Here is a 22,971-nt window from a genome sequence, read left to right on the forward strand (position 1 = left end):
ACTAGCATGTTGCCGGAGTGCGGTCAGACTTTTTTGTAGACTCTGCACCATCTTCCGGTGGCAACTGACAAAGAAATTCGCCCAAAATGCCAACAAGCATATCTACAAAGCAAACGAATCCTGCAATAGAACACTCGCGCACAACAACAGAATTATAAAATACCATTTCACTGTGCGGCAAACTCATTAGCAACTGGCCTATATACCAGCCAGCCAAAATAGATCCAGCCATTCCCAATGACTTCGACAACATCAAAGCGGCAACAGCAAACTGCGGGCTTGTATGCTTATTGTTTTTCTTAGCTTTTTCACTAACACTTAAGTGAGTTTGCAAAGCCATAACAAATGTTGCAACACCGGCAACTACCATAATTGATATAACAACCCACGGAGCTCCGGCAAGAGACATAGCACTAGACTCTGTTGACGACACAAGAAATGCGCCTAGTACAAAGCCAAACAGCAGACCTAATACCAGATACCACCAAGGTGTGCGATACGCTTTCATTAATAATCATCCCCTAAAAGCCATTGATCTGAGTATATACCAACAGTTTGAGTATCCAAAGCAAGAGCTAAAGAATACGAAAGCGGGTTGTGATCCAAAGCAGCGTCCGACTCAATTTGCATCCATGGCATAAGTTCAGGTGATTTAGGATCCACTGTTACCATTTGCGCAATTTCTTGCGGCAGCCCTTCCGGATTTATTGATTCAGTTTCCGTAGCAGGTGCTCCGTATGAACGAGAGCCTAGAACGCGAAGAGTTATTTTGTCTTTATCTGAACAAGAAACAATACGAACTAAACGCAACATTTCATACTCGTCGACAGTTGAGGAAAGAAGGAAAACGCAGGTGTAGTAGTCAGCATCAAGCGCATTTGCAACATATAACGCAGATATGCCGTCTACACGAGTTTTTCCATCTTGCTCAAGAAGTGCAACTATTTTCAGCATAGCAGAACGCGTAGCATGATTAGCGACACCCCTCATTGAGATTACCAAAGTTGTGCGCATTTGAAGCGGGTCTACGTCGAAAAATCGGTGTCTTTCTTCGCCCGCAGCCATTTCGTTTCCCGGATTATTTAATTGGTTTTCGTACAGGTTTTCGTACAGTTTTTCGTACAGTTTTTCGCCCAGGTTTTCGCAAGTATTTTCGCCGTCATTCTCGCAAGTCTTCTCGCATGCATTTTCGCAAGAATTCTCAACTTTTTCAGCCTCGCCATCAGCATTGCAAGACTTATTAGCAGCGTCACCTTCTGCAGAATTACCCATATAATCTTCAGCAGCAGCATTCGCAATATCTATAGCTGCTTGAGCCGCTGCAGCAGCTTCTGCATCTTCAATACGCTTATTTTCTTCTTCGTTCTGTTCTATAAGCTTACGGAAGTAGTCTGCATTCGGACTATCTTCTAAATCATCAATATCAACTTTTCCACTTCTAACAGCAACATGCGCAATACTTTCGGGAACTGCTCTGTTAGACATGTCGTACTCTCTTTTAGCAACACGATGCACAGTAATAGCAACGTCGTCAACTTCGCTTTGCAAACCGTAGTAGTTGCTGCGAACCGAAGCGCGAACAGTAACATCTGCTTCCACAACCTGCCATGTGCGCATAACAGAATCCGCAACCTTATTGGTTATAAGCTCCAAGGCGATTGATGGATTATCTTCAATTTCGTCATCGTGCTCGCACTGCCTTAACGAAAAAGCAAGACGATCCGTCAATTGCGGAATATCAATTGCGTGAGTATCGTTACCAGCAAACGCTCTGCTCAAATCAACTTTTAGAACCGCGTCAATGCGAATATTCGTGTATAAGCCAATAACAATGTCGTTAACATTAGGCCTCACACCGTTAAGCCGTATAAGGCTATAACTATTTTCTTCCACTGCTTTTCTCCCCGCCTATACGAGAAAGCGCACAATAGCAATATTTACGATTGCTGTTGTGCTGCTTTCTCAGTTTTAATATTCGATTTTTACTTTTTGGTTTTATTTTTGATTTGCGCTTTTGTTTTTGACTTTGTTTGCGCAAACCAGCGTTTTGTTACATTCTACTAGATGCAAAATGAAAATACCTAATTTTACTCAGATTTTCCTTCTACATTTCGTCTTAAACTTTCCGGAATTTCCACAGGCGGAATATCTGAATCCGGACGCTGGTCGTTAGAAAGCCAAAGAGTACGCTCCGGAGCCTTGCGAATCTTACTAAAGATTTCCTTAAGCTCCTTCTCGTTAAGCGTTTCTTTTTCAAGAAGCTGACGAACCAGCTCGTCTAAAACGTCGCGATTATTGTTAATAATCTCCCACGCTTCAGTATGAGCAGTTTCAATAAGCTTATGAACTTCCTCATCAATAACTTCAGCCGTGCGGTTCGAGAACTTGCGTGGCTGCAAAGAGTCAAGAGATCCGGAAGCGTCATCGTCCGCGTCCATCCACTTAACTGCTCCAAGCTTTGCAGAGAAACCAAACTCCACAACCATCTTGCGAGCAATAGCCGTAGCTTTTTCAATATCGTTAGAAGCTCCGGTTGTTGGATCGTGGAACACAACTTCCTCAGCCGTACGACCGCCCATAGCATAAGCCATTTGATCAAGAAGCTCGTTTCGCGACTGGGAATAACGATCCGCAGTTGGCATAACAGCCGTGTAGCCAAGTGCGTGGCCTCGTGGCAAAATAGTCACCTTTGTAACAGGATCCGTATTATGCAAAGCCGCAGCAACCAAAGCGTGACCACCCTCGTGGTAAGCGGTATTACGCAACTCGTCCAAAGCCATGCCCTTAGACTTCCTGCGAGGACCCGCCTGAACGCGGTCAATTGCCTCATCAATAGCGCGATTATCAATGTATTGCGCGCCAGAGCGAGCACAAAGCAAAGCAGCCTCGTTAAGAACGTTAGCCAAATCTGCACCTGTAAAACCAGGAGTGCGCACAGCAACCATATGAAGATCAACGTCTGGAACGAAAGGCTTACCCTTTGCGTGAACCTTCAAAATTGCTTCGCGGCCTTCCAAATCAGGAGCTTCAACAGCAACCTGACGGTCAAAGCGGCCAGGGCGAAGAAGTGCAGAATCGAGCACATCCGGACGGTTAGTTGCGGCAATAATAATCAAATTAGTGTCGTTGTCAAAGCCATCCATTTCCACAAGCAGCTGATTAAGTGTCTGCTCACGCTCATCGTGGCCGCCAGTCATGCCGCTTCCGCGACGACGACCAACAGCATCAATCTCATCAATAAAGATGATTGCAGGAGCATTCTTCTTAGCCTCGTCAAAAAGCTCACGAACACGAGACGCACCCAAGCCTACGAACATTTCCACGAAGTCAGAACCTGCCATTGCGTAGAACGGCACTCCAGCTTCGCCTGCAATAGCGCGCGCAAGCAATGTTTTACCAGTTCCTGGAGGGCCGTAAAGAAGAACGCCTCGAGGAATACGCGCACCCAAAGCCTTGTATCGTGAAGGATCCTTTAAGAAGTCCTTAATTTCCTCAACTTCTTCAACAGCAGCCTGCTCGCCAGCAACATCTGCAAACTTAGTCTTAGGAGTTTGACCTTCAACAAGCTTTCCGCGGCCGCGACCGCCGCCCATTCCAAGCATTCCGCCGCCGGCGCCACCAATGCGACTAAACATGAACCAAATCATGCCAAGGAAGAAAAGAATAGGCACAAGCGAAGTTACAAGATAGGAGAAAATTCCGGAAGATTGCAAGTTTGCAGTCCAACCATTAGACGGCTTAGCTTTTTCAACTTCCTGAATAATCGACTTACCTTGAGCAATAGTGTAGTAGAATTGCACATCCTTGCCGTAATCATGCTTCTGCTTATCTCGCTTATTATACTTACTAAACTTTTTGTCGAGAGTAAGCTTCACAAGCTGCTTGTTATCAATAATTTCGGCATAGTTTGCTTTATGCGAGCGCAATAACTCAATACCGTCTTGGGTATCAATAGTTTGCGAACCTGTTTTTGCAAACATTTGGAAGCCGACTACAGCAAGAAGTACTAGCAGAACAATCCACGTCCATGGAGACTGCCAGATTGGGCGACGAGACTTATTGTTGCCATCATTGCCGTCATTGCCGTCATTATTGCCTTTATTGTTGTTACGCTGGCCGTTATTTCGAGAATTCCTAGGATTTAGCGGGGTTAAGAACGGATTATTTCCGTTATTTCCGCGCCCAGGACCACCCATTGGGCCTTGCGGTGTCATAGGAGAAGCGCCCATGTAATAAGGCTCCTTTCAAACTCCCTAATTTCTATAAAAATTCAGGTAAGAATTTTGAATAAAGAATAAAGTAAGCTCTATACACAAAGCTTAATTGCCATAAACAGATGGCTTTAATACTGCAATACTATTGAGATTGCGGTAACGTTCGTCATAGTCCATGCCAAAGCCGACGACGAAAGCATCCGGAATTTCAAATCCCGTGTAGTCGATTTTAACGTCAACTTCGCGGCGAGCTGGTTTGCTTAGCAGCGCAAAAACTTTAACGCTGTTAGCTCCGCGACCCTTCAACTCGTTTACCAACCAATCGAGAGTTCGACCGGAATCAACAATATCTTCAACAATAAGAATATCTTTGCCGCGAACATCCGTACTTAAATCTTCACGAACCTTAATCTGCCCGCTAGTTTGAGTACCACTGCCGTAGCTTGACAAACTCATAAAGTCCATTGGCGCATTAACGCTCAGCTCTTGAGAAAAAACAGCAAGCGTATTAACAGCGCCTTTAAGCACTGCTACGAGCAAAATATTACGATTTTTGTAATCTTCGCTCACTTGCTTTGCAACCTCACGAATACGCTTCATAAGGTCTTCGTGGCTGATTAATTCATAGTCAATGTCATCTCGTATATCTGCAACTTGCATGTTCACTATCTTGGCATAAACGAATGACGATATTACGAGCGTGCCGCAACGCTTCATAATGATTCGGTAACGAAATAGGCTTTTGTCCGTGCCAATTTACACTAAGTTCGTCGATTGCTTTTATGTGACTTGAAGAAAAACGCAGTAAAAGCGCTGTTAAAGCTCTTGCTATAACACGACGGCGAATTGAAGGATGATACTGTGCTAATTTTTTTGCGTCCAAAACTATTTCTTGAGATTTTTCGTTAGCTTGCAAAATAGTTTCATAAGCTTCGTCAACTTTAGAATTTATGTAGTCAAGATCATCTTGAGCAAAATCGGCGCCTCGGGAAAGTATAGTCACCATATCTGCTTGTAAAAAGCGAGAAATATAAGGCATAAGAGTGTGTCTAATCCTAGAGCGCAAAGGGTAATTTTCGCAAAGTTCAAGATTTTGTGCAGACGTGTCTCCATTAGTAGGATCATCCCACCAAGAAATTCCCAAATCTTCGCAAATTCCAGTAGTTTGATTGCGAGTAAGCTCAATAAGCGGACGCGCAAAACGCACGTTTTGGCGCAAAGTTACAGCTTTCATACCAGCAACTGCTTCTAATCCTGCAGAATCTTTTAATCCAATAAGCACTGTTTCTGCTTGATCGTTAGCAGTATGAGCTAGTAGAACTACGGCTGCTTTATGAATTTTTGCGACTTCAATAATAGCTTCGTAACGCGCAAACCTTGCTGCAGATTCTTCACCTTCGCCAGAATCTTTTACTTGAACAGACTTAATAAAAACGTATTTTTCGTTTATTCCAGCCTGAATACAGCGTTTAGCAGCTTCGCCGGCAACTTGTGTTGAATTAGGCTGAATATGGTGGTCAACAATTACTACGCCACAACGAAGCCCTCGAGACGCGCAAACAATAGAACTAAGCGCTGTAAGAGCGAGCGAATCCCTGCCTCCGGAGCAAGCGACAAGAACTAAAGGAGCATCGAGTGCAGTCTCATGCGTGCCGTGCTCATTAAAACACGAATCTTGGCTTTGAAGCGAAAGCTTGTCGAAGCAACGATTTATTGCGCCGATTCCTGCGCGCATACAAGACGAGTAAACCATATCGTCTAGTGTAGCGCGATTAGTAGCAGAAAATAACCAAGAAAAATATTAAATATTAGAGGTTTGGAAGCTGAGCCATGAACTTGTTAATCGCAACAAAAGCTCCCCAAAAATCGTAGGGTTGATTTGCAACAACAGCGAAAGTTAAAACGCCACCGCTTTTTCGAGATACGTTTCCAGACATGGAACTTACTTCGCTTAAGGAACCGGTTTTTACGCGCAAAAGTCCTGCAGCGGACTCATCCGCCAAACGCTTTCGAGAAGTGCCAACTAAGCCCGGCAAGGACAATCCTTCAGAAGAAGCAGCTCCCCCAGAATCTGCATTAATATTTAGCACCTGAACTTTTGCCAAAGTTGTAACAAGAACATGAGATTTTGGAGATAATCCCGAACAATCAGACATATTCAATCCGCGCGTGCTGATTTTAAGCTTACGCAAGCCTTCTTCTACCGCTTGAACCGCACCTTTCGGAGAATTGCTTTTATGAGCCGCAATAGCAGTTAAACGGCCAAATTCTTCCGCCAACGTGTTATCTGAAAGTCTAAGCATATAAGACATAACTTCATTAAGAGGCGCTGAAGAAACTTGCGCAAGAAGACGCGAATTTTCGGATATTAGCGGGCGTGTTTCACTTACTTCAATTTCAGGATTTTGAGAATCTTCCGACTTATTTTCATCTTCGGAATTTTTGCTACTATCCAAGGAGTTTTCAGTAGAATTTTCCGCCTTTTTATCTGTTTTATCGGAATAATTTCGTACTTCAATTCCTTGCTTAATAAGCAACCTTGCAAAAACTTGGCCTACGCTTAAAGCAGGATGGGGATCCGAAAGCGGAAAATCTGTTATTGCATCGGCATCAATACCAAGAATTTGAAGATCACGCTGACGAGCATCGTCAATAGCCATAGACGAAGTTTCGGCATAAAACCGGCGTTCAGTATCCGTTTCGTAAACGAGAGCAGGAGCGCGCTTTGCACCAAAAAGCGAATCATCAAGCGAAAGAGAAACTTCGTGAATATTATCGAGCTTTAAGGCGGCTGCAGTTCTTTTAGCTAAAGTTGTTAAACCAGCCCTACCGTTTACGTGAGACCAATCGTTTTCACCAACCCCAAGAAGCATATCACCATTGCCGCGAAGCACAATTTTACGTAAGTTTGAGCCTAACTTTGAGACTGACTTTGAGCCGGAAGATTGCTCAGAATCTTTAACTGATTTAGGCAGCAAAAATACTTGAGTATCAAGAGTTGAACCCATATCCAAAGTTCTTGAAGCAACGGCTGCAGTTAGGGTTTTAAGAGTTGACGCAGGTTCTCGAGGAGTATTCGCTTCGTGAGAAGCAATCACACTTCCATTAGCATCCATGATTACTACAGAAGTATTATCACTTATTGAAGGATCAGCAATTAAAGCGTCAATAAGCTTCTGAGATTGCTCGCGATTAATAGGCTTTCCGTAAGTTGCACCTTTTGCTAAAGAAGGAACACTAAGCAAAGCGCGCGGAGAAGACACAACAGTTGATTTGTGTTGCAAGCGCAAAGTTAACGGACCTGGCAAAATATCGCATACGTCAAGCGAAACATAAGTAACCATAATCACAAGGCTAAGTATTGCAGACAAACTTGCAATAAGAAAACGCCAACGAGATGGATACTGGCTTCTTAAAACCATAGCAGCATATTTGCTTGGTTTTTTAGAATCGATTTGTTCTAAAGAATCGCTCGATTTTGGTGCACTCGCATTAAGAGTATTTAAGGCATCATTTGAGCCTTTACCACTTTCCATGCGAGCACACCTTTAAATCGATTGCAAATACCGCGCTTAACTATACATTGCGCTTGCAACAAAGCGTGCGTAAATTACGCAGTAATCGAAGCGAATCTGCGCAAGTTTTCTACAATGCGAATTATGCGCTTATCCATTACTTTGCCGCCAAGAATCACGCCAACAACTAGAACAACCAAGCCGTTTACTACAAACAAAATGCTTGCAATCCACAGCAGTTGCGGCGCAAGAATCATAAACGCAATCGCAGCCGCAACCGAAGGAATCATGCATACTGCAGCAAGAAGCGTAAAACCTATTGGAGCAACGGATCTAGCGCCTGCAGAACCTTGCGGCCTAGAAAATGGCTTTTCGATTGACGCTACAGGGTACATTGCAATGCACGAAGAAACTGAGCCAATACCTATGGAAGCAAAAGCTACTCCGATTGGCGAAAGAGTCTGGAAGATAACCGCATTTACACTTTGTTGAATATTTGCTACAAGGAAAAGGAAAACGTAAAATCCTAATCCAAGAAGAGCAAAATACACAACGCAAATCACGGACCAAACTATTGTATGCGCTAATCGATCGTGCACGCCTTTTACGCCAATAATAGCGTGCATAGTAAAAGCTGTGCCGTCGTAAGCAATATTGTTTCCAACAACCATGCCAATCATCAAAGCAGCATACGTAAGCCAGCCAGATACGCCTAAACCATCTGCCAAACTCTCAAAGCCTATGCCACCAGCAACACTCGCAGTTGGAATTACCAGCATAAAAAGAGGCATAAGAAGCAAAAATAGCTGGCGCATATCTCTTCTCATAACGCTAATAATTCGCGCAATAATCGCACCGACTGTGTTGTCTGGAACTGCTGCAAATAAGCCAATTCCCTTAGTTTTAACAACTGTTTTTTGCTCACCACGAAGCAACTTCGGCTCTAATTTTGCACAAAATACAGAGATTGCAAAGCAAACAGCAATGGTTACAACGCAAATAAGGAAGCGAGTAGCAAGGGCAAGCCAATTTCCATTAATAGCATCGAGCGGCAAAGCCATAGCTGCACTTAATGGCGTAAAAGCAGATACAGAGCACAAACTTGAGCTGATCAAAATTTTATTTTGTGAACTACCATGCCCGTTCATTGATGCAACAAAAATCATGTACGCTATAAAAATAGCAAAGTAAAAAATGTTTCTTGAATGCTTGTTTATTAAAATAGTGTCTAAAAGTTCAATAAGCATTTTGCTTAAAGACACGATTGTTGCAACGTAAAGCGGAGCCGCGATTACGCTTACTAAAACTGGCACAATTCCAAAGCTTCTGTACGCTAAAGACCACAAAACAAGCGCGATTGTGCTGCTTATAGAAAGCGCTCCAAAAAGAGAGCCAAGAAGCATACCTGCTTGCTGCTTTACGTAAGGAATACCGTAAAGCGCAAAACTACGCGACTTTAGTGTTGTGTCACTTCCAAACATAAACAGGTTTATAAAAAGCGTAAAAATTGACACAATAGACGCAACCATTATTGGAAGAGCTTGGAATTCCTGCCAATTTTTAGTATCTGGAAGCATGCCTGGATCAAGATACTTTCCTGCTTCCCAGCCTGCAAAGCCAAGAGCGCATATAAGCGCAAGTCCAAAAACAATTGCTATACCAAAGCCGATTTTTTGCCAAATAGACTTTCGCATAACAGAAAAAGTAAGCGCCCAGCGAAGGCGAACCATTGTAAAAATCATAGACATGATTACTTACCGCCTTTCGCTCACGCGTTGTAATTACTTGCGATTGGTGTTGCGCTATTGCCGCCGTTAAGCCAGTCGATGCGCGCAGCAGCGTGACGTCCGCCAACAAGCTCCATGAATCGATCTTCAAGATTCTTGCCCTGAGCCACCTCTTCAAGAGTGCCAGCAGCTGCAACATGACCTTCGTTAATAATTGCCACGTGCGAGCACATTTTTTCAACCAATTCCATAACGTGCGAAGAAATAATCACCGTTCCGCCAGTAGAAACATATTCGGCGAGAATATCCTTCAAATTTGCGCTAGAAACAGGGTCCACTGCCTCAAAAGGCTCATCGAGCACAAGCACGCGAGGGCTATGAATCATAGCTGTTGCAAGGCAAATCTTCTTAGTCATACCAGTTGAATAGTCAGAAACCATAGTGTTTGCAGCTTCTGTTAAGTCGAAAGCAGAAAGCAAGTCGTTTGCGCGACGAACAGCCTCAGCGCGGCTCATCTCGCGAAGCATGCCAGCGTAAGTTAAAAGCTGAAGGCCGGTAATCGTCTTAAAAATCTCGTCTGCTTGAGGCATTAAACCGATTGTGCGCTTAGCGCTATTTACATCGCTCCAAACATCGTTGCCAAAAATCGAAGCCGAGCCAGCATCTGGCATAAGCAAGCCTGTAAGCATTTTAATCGTAGTGGTTTTGCCAGCACCATTAGGGCCTACTAATCCGTAGAAGGATCCTGCTGGAATGCTCAACGAAAGATTATCTACAGCAACTTTCTTGCCGAAAGTTTTAACAAATCCGCGAATAGAAACTGCTTGAACTTCTTCGCTGTCAGCGGCGTAAGTGTTTGCGCCAAAAACTGGAATGCTACCAGCAGAAGCACTTTCTGAAGCACTGCCAGCAGGATTTGCATAAGGAACAGAATCTACCATAGAAACCTCGCAAGATACAGATAAACGCACGCATTGCGCCACATTAATTGCGCAATCGCACGTTTACACCAGGACTTCTATTATCTCACACTCGCAATTTTTGCGCAATCGCGCCACAGCAAGCAAGAAACTCGCGCCACACTAGAGAATTTGATTCTTTCGCTCAGTGACCGGTGTGCTGAATCGGCTTCCACTCGCTCTTGGAGAAAATAGCTTGGAACGCAATCGGCACGTACGAAAGCATAAAAATCGGGAAGCTAAGAGCGTACGCAAACAGCTCCTTATTCGTGGCCCCAAGTTTATCGTGCTCAACTAAAATCGTAAGCGACACGAACACCATCATTCCAAAAACGCTTGTAACAGTAGTGGTTATAAGGTTTAGCGAAGACTCTATTTGACTCGTCCACGTTACGAAGCCGAAGGCAGCAAACACGAATCCCAAAATTAATCGCACAATCGCCAACACCATAAACGGGCAAAGCATAAGAGTAAAGTCCACGGAAGAAAAATCACGCTCACGAATACCGTGGCGAATAAGAGCTGCTCCATAGTAGCGGAAGACTTGCAAAAAGCCTTTACTCCAGCGAAGGCGCTGTCTCCAACTTTGCCTAAACGACACTGGCTGCTCGTCGTAAAGCACAGCAGAACCGCAGTAGCCAACCTTGTCTCCGTGAAGAATTGAATCCATTGTAAACTCAAGATCTTCGGTAAGAAGATGGAATTTCCATCCGCGATTTCTGTGCATAATTTCACGCGAGAACATGAAGCCAGTGCCACCTGCGTGGCAGCTTGATCCAAAAAGCATGCGCGAGTTGTTAGTAAAGCGCGACTCTCGAATAAACCAAAGCGCAGATCCGGAAGAAACCCAGTTGTCGGAAAGATTTACGGAATTTCGGTAGCTGGTTAAAATCTGGTAGCCAGCGTGGAATCCCTTATTCATCTCCTCAAAATAGTGAGGATCTAGCTTATTGTCCGCGTCAAAAACAAAATACGCGTCATAAACCTTATCCGCACCAATTTTCATAATGTGGTCAAGCAAATAGCTGAGCGCAAAACCCTTGCCAATATGCTCCTTATCGAAGCGCTCGATTACATTGCAGCCGGCGTCTCGCCCAACTTTAGCGGTTTCGTCTGTGCAATTGTCGGCCACAAGCCAAATATCAATTAGATTATGCGGGTAGGTTTGCGTTTGAATACAGTGAATAAGATTTCCTATTACAGCTTCCTCATTTCGGGCAGAAATAAGAACTGCGTAATGCTTATCCATTGGAGCGTCTGGAAAAACAATAGGCTTAGCAAATAGCGACGCCACAGCACACACACCCTGGTAAACAACGCTGCTTATGCCGATAATTATTACTAATACGTCAAATATTGATAGAAAAATCATTGCTTCCAACCGCTCCGTGGATTATTTTTTACGTTATTTTTTACGTTTTTAGTATTTTTTTCGCTACTAGCACGCTGCTGACCACTAGTTCGCTGCTGGCTACCAGCTCGTTTCTTGTGATTCACGCGCTTCCTACTATTCAAAGCAACATCTTTATTTACTTGATCTAATATTTCGCGCGAAATCGGCATCGTTTCTAACGCATCAAGCTGATCCGAATCAGAAGAAGTTGCGTTATCGTCATTCACATCTTCCGAATCAGCAACATACGCTTGCTTGTACCAGTACAAAATATCTTCATTCATAGAAACGCGCGAACTTGTGCCCTTCATAACGCGCTGAACACTATCGCTTACAGGCTTCATGAAGTTGCGTCTAATAGATTCAAAGCACTTTACCATAATCGACTTATGCTCAGGCTTTGGATCGTCCATAAGAGGCGAAGAAACCAAATGATACTGCTTCGTGCAAACCTTAAAAATCGCCTGCAAACTTGCAGTAACCGGCAAAGCCAAGAACGCTCCAAGAGCACCAAAAACAGCGCCCAATATAAGAACAGAAAGAAACGCAACAGCAGGATTCAAATCCATAGTTTTTTCGGAAATCTTAGGAGAAATCACCATATTTTCAATCTGCTGATAAATCGTAATAAAAATTAACGTTGCAAGAGCTGCACCAAAACCTTTAGAACCCCAAGCAAAAAGAATCGGCAACGCTCCACCAAGATAAGTACCAACAGTTGGTACAAATTGCGAAACAATTCCGCAGAACAAAGACAAAGGCAGCCAGTAAGGAACGCCCATTATTACGAGGAAAATTGCGGTTCCAGCTGCGTTGATTGCGGCTAAAATAATTCGCGAAAACAGGAAGCTGGAAATCTGCTCCTGCACAACCGACCAAATAAATAGGAATCTGCGCTGAGACTGAGGATTCATCCAGCGGCACATGCTTCTGCGCATTTTAGGGCCGGCTGCAGAAATGTAATAAGTCACCATAAGAATTGTGAGCAAATCAAGCAAGAAGGTAAGCACACCCCAAGTGGTATTCAAAGCTTGACCAGCAAAATCAACAACCCAAGAAGTCTGCACATGCTTCAAAATTTCCATACCAAGCTGCTCAATATTCGGCATTCTAAAACCAGTGGAATGAAGCACAAATCCAGCAAACTGATTGTATAAATCTGGCAAACCCAAAGCCATAGAAACAGCCTGCTGGGCAAACAAATTACCAAACAAGCCCAAAAGTAAGCCAATAATAGCAAGAAGACCTGTTAGCGTAAAACCGGAAGCAACACCACGACGCCAACCATGCCTAACTAATTTGATTACAAGAGGCTCCATTGCGAGCGCTATAAAAATCGAAATAATAACGTCGAAAACAATGAAGGAAATGCTTCCCCATGCAAACCATAAGAAAATAGACACAAAAGCAACAATCGCAACGTAAATAAGCGCGCGGCCAAGCCAGTCCGGCGGACGCCTATCGTCACCTTTTGCAGGGAAAAGCGAAGCTAAATCTAACTTATTCCCGCCATGCTCACTTGAATTATGCATTTCATGCTCACGCGGCGACTGAGATTGCGATTGCGACTGCGATTGCGGCTCTTGATACGTCATACGCACTATTGTACTTGTGCGAACTGATGAACAGTATTTACGGCATGTAACGGCGCGTACATAAAAACAACAGCATGTAACACAAACGTAACGAGATAGTCGAGTCGCTGAAATCCAAAAATAAATCTAAAGTTCTAAACTCGTTAATGAGTTTTAAGAAAGGAATGTGTTTCCATGACCACTTTGCAAACGAAAGAAGATGCAGCAGCCCTTATTGAAAAGGAAGGCATCGAGTATGTTTCTGTGCGATTTACTGATTTGATTGGCGTGCAGCAGCATTTTACAGTTCCAGCCGACGAGTTCTTGCACAGCGCATTTACTGACGGAATGGCTTTCGACGGCTCCTCAATGCAGGGCTTCCAAGCTATTAACGAATCCGATATGAAGCTTATTCCGGATGTTGATACTGCCTACATTGATCCATTCCGCAAGCATAAGACTTTGAACGTTGCTTTTTCGATTGTCGATCCTGTAACAGACGAGCCTTATTCTAGGGATCCTCGTCAGGTTGCTATTAAAGCTGAAGCTTATTTGAAGGCTACCGGAATTGCAGATACCGCAAGCTTTGCACCGGAAGCAGAGTTCTTTATTTTCGACAAGGTTCGTTTTGCAAACGACATGCAGCGTTCCTTCTACGAGGTGGACTCAAACGAAGCTCCTTGGAATTCGGGAATTGATACCGAAGACGATGGCAGCAACAACATTGGTTTTAAGAATCGCGTAAAGCACGGCTACTTCCCTGTGCCACCAGTAGATCACAATCAAGATTTGCGCGATGACATGGTTTATAACTTGCAAAAGGTCGGTTTGATTCTTGAGCGCTCTCACCACGAAGTTGGCGGCGCAGGTCAGCAGGAAATCAACTACCGTTACAATACGCTTGTTCACGCTGGCGACGATTTGATGAAGTACAAGTACGTTGTTCACGAAACTGCTGCTTTGGCTGGTAAGGCTGCAACCTTTATGCCTAAGCCAATTGCTGGAGATAACGGCACTGGTATGCACTGCCATCAGTCGCTTTGGAAGGATGGCAAGCCATTGTTCTATGCAGAAACCGGCTACGCTCAGCTTTCTGATATTGCGCGCTGGTACATTGGCGGCTTGATTAAGCACGCTTCTTCTGTGCTTGCTTTTACTAATCCTTCGCTTAACTCTTATCATCGTCTTGTTCCAGGCTACGAAGCTCCAGTCAACTTGGTTTACTCTGCTCGTAACCGTTCTGCAGCTATTCGTATTCCTCTTGCTGGAGATGCTCCTGCTGCTAAGCGTATTGAGTTCCGCGCTCCGGATCCTTCTTGCAACCCATTCTTGGCGTTCTCCGCTCAGCTGATGGCAGGCTTGGATGGCATTATGAACCACATTGAGCCTCCTGCCCCTGTTGATAAGGATTTGTACGAGCTTCCTCCAGAAGAGCACGACGGAATTAAGCAGGTTCCTTCTTCGCTTGGTGAAGCTTTGCAGGCTTTGGAAGAAGATCACGACTTCCTTATGCAAGGCGATGTGTTTACTAGCGATTTGATTGATACTTGGCTTGATTTGAAGCATGGTGAAATGGATATGGCTCGCTTGGCTCCAACGCCTTTGGAGTATGAGCTTTACTTCCACATCTGATTTGCAGTTAAGTTAAGATAAGCTAAGTTAATCTAAGCTAACGAAAAGCCGGCCCTACGATTTCGCGGGGTCGGCTTTTTTGCGCGACGCCTGCTTTGGCGATCAAGCAGATTGCTGCGTCAGCTTCTTATTTTCTAGCACGTATTTCACATCAGCTTCAGACGCAACTTTCGAATCGTGCGTAACAACAATCACACATTTGCCATGCTCGCTAGCAAGATTCTTTAATATTGAAATAACTTCTTTAGTCGTGGCAGGGTCAAGGCTGCCCGTAGGCTCATCCGCCAAAATTACCGGAGCAGAAGATACCAAAGCTCGCCCAATTGCAACGCGCTGCTGCTGACCGCCGGAAAGTTGCGTAATATTGCGATTTATTTCTTCCTCAATCAACCCAAGATCTACTAGTACTTGAGCATCCGCACGCGAATTTACTAATCGCAAATTTTCTAATGGTGTCAAATAGTCAATAAGATTAAAATTTTGAAAAACAAGCGAGATATGCTTTTTGCGATGCTCACAATACCCTGTTTTTGCAATATTTTCACCGTTAAAAAGCACTTCTCCACTATACGGAGTATCTAATCCAGCTAAAAGCGAAAGAATAGTAGACTTTCCAGCTCCAGAAGCTCCCATAATGCTGTACATTTTGCCAGTTTCGAACTCCGCATTAACGTCATTTAGTACAGCAATATTTGCAGGTCCGTAAGTGTACTTCACATTTTTTAATTGCAATAAATCCGACATAATAAGCTCCTTATTCTTACATAATTTAAATATGATTTATACGATTTGTTTCATTTATGCGATTGCGCTTTTAGTAGAAAATTCGCATACGCAACTACATTTCTGCTAACTCATAGCACTTAGTATTTGCCGAGGCTTCTTTATAAACATAGGTATTACAGAAATAATTAACGCCACTATTGAAATAAACAAACCAATAACAAAAGCAGTAAATGTTTGAGTCAATGGCAATACTGGAACACCATCCGCAATAAATGACGAATTTACACTATGCAAAATCGCAGAACCAATAACGCCAGAAAAAGCAGCACCCAAGCCCAGCGAAATAACGAATGACACAATATTGAGTATCACTATTTCAACAAGCAATTGGCTAACTATTACTGCTTTCGACAATCCAATAGACATAAGTACGCCAATCTCGTGCATACGCGCCCTAACCCAGAACACTAGTACAAGCCCAAGCACTAAAACGCCAACAAAACTTAGCGCAACAAAAATCATTCGCACAAGTTGTTGCACAGAATTAACTGAAGTTATTACACCAGACAATTGCGAAGCGTTCTGCTCTACATCCGCCCACTTTCCAGCAACACTTTTAGCATCGCGTATTGAGCTAGCTAACGAATCAGAACGCTCAACAGCACAGCGCAAAACACTTCGCTTAGCAGAGCCAGCCAAAGACAACGCCGAACTTAAGTCAGTAAATATGCGATTTTCTGAAGTATCCGAAGGAAGCGCTCCCTTAGTTTGCAATTTGCCAGCAAAAATGCCAACAACACGAACTTTTACATTAAACCCCTGCTTAAGAGTTATAGTAGAGCCAATCTTAAGATTATTCTTCTTAGCAAAATCGCGATGCACTATTGCACTACCCGCAGAACGATTAGTAATATGCTCACCCTGCACTAAACGGTACAATCCTTCTTGAAAACCCTGAGATAATCGAGAATCCGTTGTACCAGTAATTCCTGCAGCATGAGCCAAAACATCATCGTCTAATCTTGGACCTTGCAAAGGAAGCACAAGTTGCTTCCCAACAGGCGTAGCTAAAACATCGCGCTCTTCCACTACAGTTTTTACGCCCGAAATCGCAGCAAATTTACGAATTTGACTAGAGTCAATTCCTTCATTCGCGCCCAAATCTTGCGGAATTGGAGAATTAGACGTAGCAACAGAATTAGAATTTGCATTACTTTTCTCTGGAAGAGTTTCACCTCGAGTTTTTGCTCGTACAGTAAAGCCTAAAGTAATACTGGATTGAAGACGATTTCTAGCATCATCAACAGAAGCACTAATACCAGCTTGTGAGACTAGCGCGCTTAAAACAAGAGTCATAATCAGCACAATTATTGCGTTGCGCCGAGGCTTGCGAGATATTGCAAGCCATGCTCTAGAGCATAGAGAAATTACATCAACACTCATAATCACTCCAAATAAACTTTTATAAACTTTGCTAAAACTAGCTAAAACTTGCTAAAAAATACGCAATAGTTTTACTTCTGCAATCCAAGCAGTTCTCGAGGAGATTTGCACATCATTGGCAAATAAGACAGCACTACCGAAACAACAACTACCGCGCATACTATTGCCGAAACTCCAACAAAGCATTGCAAGTCTACTTGCACAATAAGTTTGTCCAAAGTTCTGGTTGCCAACGTTGATTCAAGATTCCCACCAGCTTGACCCATAGTGCTCAAATCATTAGCAGCTGCAGATTTTACGGATCCGAGCGCAGCAGTACCCATCCATGGAGCTATGATTTTTGCAAAAAGGTATCCAACAACTAGCGCAGGTATTGCAATAAGCAAAATCTCAGTAACATACTGACCAGCTATAGACAACTTGCTTTTGCCAATCGCCGTAAATACACCAATCTCACGACGCCGCTCATTCATCCACAACAAAAGCACCAATCCAAGCACAATAATAGCGAAAGATATTACAGCAATCGTCGTAATAGTCATCATTAAATGAACGCCTTTGGCGACTCTCAATAAGCCAGCAACGAACTGATCGTCACGAGTTAGCTGATAATTTTGCAAATCAATAGGCAATTTAGCAGCCTGCGCAATAATATTATCTGCATCCTCACCGCGCTTTACCTTAAAACTTGCATCCTGATATATTTCTTTTCCTGGCTTATATTTATACAATTCGCGCGTAGTCTGCAAATCTGTATATACAGTATTGGCAGTAAGTTCCGCCCTAGTTGCAACTTGACGCTTATTAGCTCCAGAATAAATTCCAACAATACGAGTTTTTACAGTTGCGGTCGATTGGTTAATATTGTCGGCATCGTAAGGGTTAGCGCGAAGCGTAAGAGTATCTCCTACATTCAATCCATTAGCTTTAGCGAGATCTTCATGAATAAGAGATGCATGAATATTACTAGTGATTAAATGCTTACCTTTAGACACAGTTATTGCTTTTGTTTTAAACGCATTAAGACCCGTAGAATTATTAGTGCCCTCAATATTAACTGCATTGCCAAACTGCTGCTCTCGCTTTTGATCATAATCCTGAACGCCTGGGATTCTTGCAGCTTTAGCATTAACTAAATCCGCTGTTACATTTTGGCGAACTACGTACGAGGAAACTCCCTGCAACTTTGCGATTGCTTGCACATCTTTAGGTTTTACAGTTCCAGCTCCTCTAGGAGTTCCAGGATTTACTTGCGGATTATTTGCAAGTACGAAACTAGATTCCGCTTGAGCTTCAACTTTTTGCCCCTCTTTATTAGCAGCACTCGAAACGGCAGAAATTGCAAATAATAATGTTGAAATAAGAAATAGAATAATGAAAACTATTAATGTTTTTATTCGTTTCCTCAGAATGTAGCGTATTGCACGAGAGATAAACGTCATCGACTACCTTTCCTCATTGAAAAAATAATTGTATATAGTATGAAAACATACAGTATGCCAGTATAACATATGCACACTTATAACTTCTATATGCAAAAAGCCGGCCCTACGATTTTGTGGGGTCGGCTTTTTACTTAAGCTAAAGCGTTAAGACATCATACTTCCTACTATTCCTGCAGTCATTACGTACAAAATAACGAAAATAACAACCACAGTAAATACGAAGATAATCCACATCCATCCGCGGTCCATCTTGCGCGTGTATCTCGAATGGCTTACAAACGAGAACGGCAGCAGAAGCAACAAAATTGAAGCAAAGCTCTGCACAAAAATAGAAGGAACTGCTAATGTAACAACGCTTAGAAGCACTGCGCAAATCTGAATTGCAACTATAGGAATCATCTTGTGTGCAAACTGCATATGCAAAATAGGAATAGGAATTTCGTCTCCAAACATTTTTGCACCCATAATCGCAACAGCGAAAGTTATGTATGTGAAAAGAATCGAAGACACAAGCTGAGCAATGAAGACGGAAATAGGAGGCATTCCGCTTGCAAAACTTGCTGACTGCGCAAACGAAGTTCCAAAATTGCCGCCTGAGCTAATCAAGGAACTTAATGCAGTCACACCATAGTGCGCTGTTAAATAGGACTGAATGCCAGACAGCAATGCGCTTACAGCAAAAACACAACCGGCATATAAAGTAGACACATTGTATTGGCGAGAAGGATTCTTCAAAACATTCATAACCCAAACGAAGAAGTTAATTTCTTGTCCTTGATGCGGCTGATTTGCAGGGAAACCAAATTGGCCCGGCATTGGATGCCCTGGCATAGGTTGTGGCATAGGTTGACCAGGCATTGGGCGACCAGGCATTGGTTGGCCAGGCATTGGACGACCCTGCATAGGATTACCTGGACGAGCTTGCATAGGCTGACCAGGACGGCCCTGCATTGGTTGGACTGGACGGCCCGGCATAGGATTTGCTTGCATAGGATGGCCAGGCATTGGTTGGCCAGGCATTGGTTGGCCAGGCATTGGTTGGCCAGGCATTGGACGACCCTGCATAGGATTTGCTGGACGAGCTTGCATTGGCTGACCCGGTCTTCCCATAGGCTGGCCAGGCATCTGGGCTGGTCGGCCCTGCATAGGATTTGCTGGCATAGGATTGCCATGCATAGGATTTTCAGGTGCAGGCTTACCATTCATAGGCTGACCCGGCATAGGCTGATGAATTTGCTGTTCGTTCGTTGGTTTAACATCCGCCTTAGCAGACTCATTTGGCTTAGAAGAATCTTCCGCCTTAGCAGACTCATTTGGCTTAGAAGAATCTTCCGGCTTAGCAGAAACTTCTGGTTTTACATCTTCAACCGGCTTAGTTTCAACCGGCTTAACTTCCTCAAAAGTCTTAGTTTCTTCAATCGGCTTATCAAGCTTATTTTCAGATTCTGCAACCAAATTTTGCAAGTTAGAAGCAGGCTCACTATTAGGTTGATTAAACTTCTGAGTCTGATCAACACTCATTGGATTAGGCTGAGTCGGAGCATGCATCGGACGCTGCACTGGGAACTGCGTAGTATACTGCTCTTGAGCTTGCATAGGAGCATTAATAGGAGCATGAGCTGGCTGCTGCATTGGAGCCTGATTAGGATGCTGATTAGGAGCCTGCATTTGCGCATTCATACTAGCTTGCATCGGCATATTATTTGGCATATTCATAGGTGCGCGCATTGGCTGATTAGTTGGACGCATACCTTGAGGCATCTGTGCACCTTGTGGCATCTGCATGCCTGCACCTTGCTGAGCTGGCGTACCTTGCGATGCCTCTAATTTATTACCGCATCCTTTGCAGAATTTTGCAGCATCAATATTTTGAGTACCGCATTTATTACATACTTTCACTCTTCAATCCTTCTTTAATAACGTAACAATCACGCGCGCATACCTTAAAAAGTAAAAACGCATACAAATATTCTATTACACTATTGCAATGAACAAACTTAATATCGCAAATAATTTTCTAAAATATAAAAAACGATATTCTAGCTACGACTATTACAAAAGAATAAAAGAATAAAAAATATTCAGATTGCAAAACCGAGCGTGCGAGCGGCAGCTACTGGAACTGCTTCATCTGCCCAATAATCTTCAAGGTTCTCGTCGGTAGAAAGCGAACGCATTTCTGCACGATCAATATAAAGTTCGCCGCGAAGATGATCAGTTTCATGCTGGAAAATACGCGCAGGCCAACCGTGCAAACGCTCGGAATGTTGTTTGCCGTCCTCATCCTGCCAAGTTGCCTGAACGTCAAGCCAACGCTGACGAACAGCCTGATAGCCGGAAACACTTAAGCAGCCTTCGTAAAAACTGCGAGTTTGAGTACCAATAGGCTCATAATGCGGGTTAATAATAGCTCTAAACGGAAGCTCTGCAATGTCTCGAGGATCGTCTTCATCGTCACGAACATGATCTTCAATAACGGCAATCGCAAGACCTAAACCAATCTGTGGAGCAGCCAAACCAACTCCCGGAGCTTCCAACATTGTGCTGTGCATTAACGAAATTAGCTTAGTAAGAGTTGCACGTGTAAGCTGGCCGTCATAAGCAACAGTGCGCTGACGAAGAACTGGCTCACCAGCTTGCACAATCGGCAAAATACCATCTTCTGTAGCGGAATCAAGCAAGCGCTCAACAGCGCGACTGAGCTTAGTATCGACACTTGCGTGATGCGTAAACATAGGACTCCTTTTCACCGTTTTAAGTAACGCGCACAGTAACGCGAAAATCTACAAAATTTACATGCCGCGAGCAGAATTTGAAAGCAGCACTAAAGATATAAGTGTATCAAAATTATTTGCGCACTGCTAGAGCCGAGTGGAATGTGAGCAAATAGCAGGCGCAAAAATAAGCAAACTTATAACTTCAGATTATCAACCACAACTTGAGCAAGACGAGCACAAACCTCATCTGCTTGAGTCTGAGTTGCAGCCTCGCACATAACGCGCACAAGCGGCTCAGTACCACTAGGACGAAGAAGAACGCGACCTGTATCTCCAAGAAGTTTCGACTCTTTCTCCACCGCCGCAAGAACAGCAGCGTTAGTTTTGGAAGCCATTTTGTCTACATTTGGAACGTTTACAAGAGCTTGCGGAAGCTGCGGGAAGTCTGCAGCCATTTGCGAAAGTTTCTTGCCCGAACGCACAACTTCACGGCACAAAGTTAAAGCCGTAAGAGTGCCATCGCCGGTGGTTGCAAATTCACGATTAATAACGTGACCAGACTGCTCGCCACCGAGCGAATAATCGTGCTTAAGCATTTCTTCCAAAACGTAGCGATCGCCTACGTTTGTTTGAACGGTTGCAATACCCATATCTTTAAGAGCAAGTTTTAAGCCGAGATTGCTCATTACTGTTACAACAAGCGTATCGTGATTCAGCTTACCTTCAGCCTGCTTTGCGCGCGCAAGAATGCCCATAATCTGATCACCATTAACCATATTGCCGTTCTCGTCAACAGCTAAGCAACGGTCGGCGTCACCGTCAAACGCAACACCTAAATCAGCCTTAGAAGCTTTAACCATGGCTTGCAACTGCTCGGGATGAGTCGAACCTGCGTGATCGTTAATATTGTATCCGTCAGGAGAAGCGTTAATTACGATTACTTCCGCGCCTGCTCTGCGAAGAGCTTCAGGAGCTACAACGGAAGTAGCGCCATTGGCACAATCTGCCACAACACGCAAACCTGCAAGAGGCTTTGGACGCGTAGTAGAACCATTACTTAAAGGCGCAACAGCAGAAACCAAGTGATCAATATAAAGGTTTGTTGCGGTAGTAGTATCGTGGCTGACTCGACCAACACCGGCGCCTGTTGGGCGCTCCCAATCTTGACCAAGAACAGCCTCAATCTCATCTTCCTTGCTATCTGGAAGCTTAAAACCGCCGCGCGCAAAGAATTTAATGCCGTTATCTGGCATCGGATTATGCGAGGCGGAAATAACCGCACCCATTTCAACGTTTAGCACGGAAGTTAAGAATGCAACGCCAGGAGTTGGAATAATTCCGGCATCAATAACATCAAAACCGCCAGCGCTCATGCCAGCAGCAAGAGCAGAAGCTAGAAAATCTCCGGAAACGCGCGTATCTCTGCCAATAAGTGCGCGGCGACGAGCGTGAGATGAAGTATCGCTTTCAGTAGCACTAGACGAAACCGGCGCATGCTTATCGCCTAAAACTCGAACTGCAGCGTCGCCTAAATCTAACGCAAGTTGCGCTGTTAAATCGCGATTTGCTAATCCACGCACGCCATCCGTACCAAACATCCTTGGCATAATAAAGCCTCTTTCGCAA

17 protein-coding genes are annotated in these 22,971 nt (G+C 43.9%); 1 reads left to right on the forward strand and 16 read right to left on the reverse strand.

What is annotated here, in order from left to right; all coding sequences use genetic code 11:
* Position 1 precedes the first annotated feature (1 nt).
* The 10 genes from ACLD5M_RS02195 to ACLD5M_RS02240 all read right to left on the reverse strand — a co-directional run bounded on the left by ACLD5M_RS02195 (position 2) and on the right by ACLD5M_RS02240 (position 13,340).
* Positions 2-508 (reverse strand): DUF3180 domain-containing protein, encoded by a 507-nt coding sequence (locus ACLD5M_RS02195; protein ID WP_004136785.1) that lies wholly within the window; start codon positions 506-508, stop codon positions 2-4.
* Positions 508-1,893 carry a dihydroneopterin aldolase gene (locus tag ACLD5M_RS02200; RefSeq protein ID WP_410314490.1) on the reverse strand — a complete coding sequence of 462 codons (1,386 nt, stop codon included), beginning with the start codon at positions 1,891-1,893 and terminating at the stop codon, positions 508-510. Before ACLD5M_RS02200 ends, ACLD5M_RS02195 begins: the two co-directional genes overlap by 1 nt.
* A gap of 194 nt (positions 1,894-2,087) precedes the next feature.
* Positions 2,088-4,229, reverse strand: coding sequence for an ATP-dependent zinc metalloprotease FtsH (gene ftsH / locus ACLD5M_RS02205; RefSeq protein WP_410314491.1), 2,142 nt, complete (start codon positions 4,227-4,229; stop codon positions 2,088-2,090).
* Between the two features lie 90 nt (positions 4,230-4,319).
* Positions 4,320-4,874: a hypoxanthine phosphoribosyltransferase gene (hpt, locus tag ACLD5M_RS02210; protein WP_004136780.1), complete on the reverse strand. Its 555-nt coding sequence runs from the start codon at positions 4,872-4,874 to the stop codon at positions 4,320-4,322.
* A complete protein-coding gene (gene tilS, locus ACLD5M_RS02215) occupies positions 4,849-5,967 on the reverse strand; it encodes a tRNA lysidine(34) synthetase TilS (protein WP_410314492.1) in 1,119 nt (372 codons plus the stop codon). Before tilS ends, hpt begins: the two co-directional genes overlap by 26 nt.
* 55 nt (positions 5,968-6,022) lie before the next feature.
* A complete protein-coding gene (locus ACLD5M_RS02220; protein WP_410314493.1) occupies positions 6,023-7,750 on the reverse strand; it encodes a D-alanyl-D-alanine carboxypeptidase/D-alanyl-D-alanine-endopeptidase in 1,728 nt (575 codons plus the stop codon).
* 74 nt (positions 7,751-7,824) lie between these two features.
* Entirely contained in the window at positions 7,825-9,477 is a 1,653-nt protein-coding gene (locus ACLD5M_RS02225; protein ID WP_004136775.1) for a hypothetical protein, read from the reverse strand.
* Between the two features lie 20 nt (positions 9,478-9,497).
* Complete coding sequence (locus ACLD5M_RS02230; protein WP_410314542.1) at positions 9,498-10,397, reverse strand: ABC transporter ATP-binding protein; 900 nt, start codon at positions 10,395-10,397, stop codon at positions 9,498-9,500.
* A gap of 163 nt (positions 10,398-10,560) precedes the next feature.
* Complete coding sequence (locus tag ACLD5M_RS02235; protein WP_116794233.1) at positions 10,561-11,787, reverse strand: glycosyltransferase family 2 protein; 1,227 nt, start codon at positions 11,785-11,787, stop codon at positions 10,561-10,563.
* Positions 11,784-13,340: an AI-2E family transporter gene (locus ACLD5M_RS02240; protein ID WP_410314543.1), complete on the reverse strand. Its 1,557-nt coding sequence runs from the start codon at positions 13,338-13,340 to the stop codon at positions 11,784-11,786. The genes ACLD5M_RS02235 and ACLD5M_RS02240 overlap by 4 nt, the downstream gene beginning before the upstream one ends.
* Before the next feature lie 237 nt (positions 13,341-13,577).
* Between ACLD5M_RS02240 and glnA the strand changes: the two genes are divergently transcribed.
* Positions 13,578-15,014 (forward strand): type I glutamate--ammonia ligase, encoded by a 1,437-nt coding sequence (gene glnA, locus ACLD5M_RS02245; protein ID WP_004127691.1) that lies wholly within the window; start codon positions 13,578-13,580, stop codon positions 15,012-15,014.
* A 102-nt stretch (positions 15,015-15,116) separates the two neighbouring features.
* Here glnA and ACLD5M_RS02250 read toward each other — a convergent pair whose 3' ends face one another.
* The 6 genes from ACLD5M_RS02250 to glmM form a co-directional block, all read right to left on the reverse strand.
* The gene (locus ACLD5M_RS02250) at positions 15,117-15,758 is read right to left on the reverse strand and encodes an ABC transporter ATP-binding protein (protein ID WP_410314494.1); all 642 of its coding nucleotides are present in this window, start codon (positions 15,756-15,758) and stop codon (positions 15,117-15,119) included.
* Between the two features lie 105 nt (positions 15,759-15,863).
* Complete coding sequence (locus ACLD5M_RS02255; RefSeq protein ID WP_410314495.1) at positions 15,864-17,183, reverse strand: ABC transporter permease; 1,320 nt, start codon at positions 17,181-17,183, stop codon at positions 15,864-15,866.
* Between the two features lie 71 nt (positions 17,184-17,254).
* Positions 17,255-18,625: an ABC transporter permease gene (locus ACLD5M_RS02260; RefSeq protein ID WP_410314496.1), complete on the reverse strand. Its 1,371-nt coding sequence runs from the start codon at positions 18,623-18,625 to the stop codon at positions 17,255-17,257.
* A gap of 147 nt (positions 18,626-18,772) precedes the next feature.
* Positions 18,773-20,527 (reverse strand): hypothetical protein, encoded by a 1,755-nt coding sequence (locus tag ACLD5M_RS02265; RefSeq protein ID WP_410314497.1) that lies wholly within the window; start codon positions 20,525-20,527, stop codon positions 18,773-18,775.
* Positions 20,528-20,709: 182 nt separating this feature from the next.
* On the reverse strand, positions 20,710-21,363 hold the full coding sequence (locus ACLD5M_RS02270) for a peptide deformylase (protein WP_004127356.1): 654 nt from the start codon (positions 21,361-21,363) through the stop codon (positions 20,710-20,712).
* 176 nt (positions 21,364-21,539) lie between these two features.
* A complete protein-coding gene (glmM, locus tag ACLD5M_RS02275; protein ID WP_004136757.1) occupies positions 21,540-22,952 on the reverse strand; it encodes a phosphoglucosamine mutase in 1,413 nt (470 codons plus the stop codon).
* Positions 22,953-22,971: the final 19 nt, after the last annotated feature.

This window comes from Gardnerella sp. Marseille-Q9185 (genome assembly GCF_046508745.1).
Taxonomy (GTDB): Bacteria; Actinomycetota; Actinomycetes; order Actinomycetales; family Bifidobacteriaceae; genus Bifidobacterium; species Bifidobacterium greenwoodii.

What these genes read in the sequence shown, in the direction of transcription:
- ftsH (WP_410314491.1), bottom strand. Translation starts at nt 4,229, where the DNA reads ATGGGCGCTTCTCCTATGACACCGCAAGGCCCAATGGGTGGTCCTGGG.
- ACLD5M_RS02230 (WP_410314542.1), bottom strand. Translation starts at nt 10,397, where the DNA reads ATGGTAGATTCTGTTCCTTATGCAAATCCTGCTGGCAGTGCTTCAGAA.
- glmM (WP_004136757.1), bottom strand. Translation starts at nt 22,952, where the DNA reads ATGCCAAGGATGTTTGGTACGGATGGCGTGCGTGGATTAGCAAATCGC.
- tilS (WP_410314492.1), bottom strand. Translation starts at nt 5,967, where the DNA reads ATGGTTTACTCGTCTTGTATGCGCGCAGGAATCGGCGCAATAAATCGT.
- ACLD5M_RS02250 (WP_410314494.1), bottom strand. Translation starts at nt 15,758, where the DNA reads ATGTCGGATTTATTGCAATTAAAAAATGTGAAGTACACTTACGGACCT.
- glnA (WP_004127691.1), top strand. Translation starts at nt 13,578, where the DNA reads ATGACCACTTTGCAAACGAAAGAAGATGCAGCAGCCCTTATTGAAAAG.
- ACLD5M_RS02225 (WP_004136775.1), bottom strand. Translation starts at nt 9,477, where the DNA reads ATGTCTATGATTTTTACAATGGTTCGCCTTCGCTGGGCGCTTACTTTT.
- ACLD5M_RS02195 (WP_004136785.1), bottom strand. Translation starts at nt 508, where the DNA reads ATGAAAGCGTATCGCACACCTTGGTGGTATCTGGTATTAGGTCTGCTG.
- ACLD5M_RS02220 (WP_410314493.1), bottom strand. Translation starts at nt 7,750, where the DNA reads ATGGAAAGTGGTAAAGGCTCAAATGATGCCTTAAATACTCTTAATGCG.
- ACLD5M_RS02235 (WP_116794233.1), bottom strand. Translation starts at nt 11,787, where the DNA reads ATGATTTTTCTATCAATATTTGACGTATTAGTAATAATTATCGGCATA.
- ACLD5M_RS02260 (WP_410314496.1), bottom strand. Translation starts at nt 18,625, where the DNA reads ATGACGTTTATCTCTCGTGCAATACGCTACATTCTGAGGAAACGAATA.
- hpt (WP_004136780.1), bottom strand. Translation starts at nt 4,874, where the DNA reads ATGCAAGTTGCAGATATACGAGATGACATTGACTATGAATTAATCAGC.
- ACLD5M_RS02270 (WP_004127356.1), bottom strand. Translation starts at nt 21,363, where the DNA reads ATGTTTACGCATCACGCAAGTGTCGATACTAAGCTCAGTCGCGCTGTT.
- ACLD5M_RS02240 (WP_410314543.1), bottom strand. Translation starts at nt 13,340, where the DNA reads ATGCATAATTCAAGTGAGCATGGCGGGAATAAGTTAGATTTAGCTTCG.
- ACLD5M_RS02255 (WP_410314495.1), bottom strand. Translation starts at nt 17,183, where the DNA reads ATGAGTGTTGATGTAATTTCTCTATGCTCTAGAGCATGGCTTGCAATA.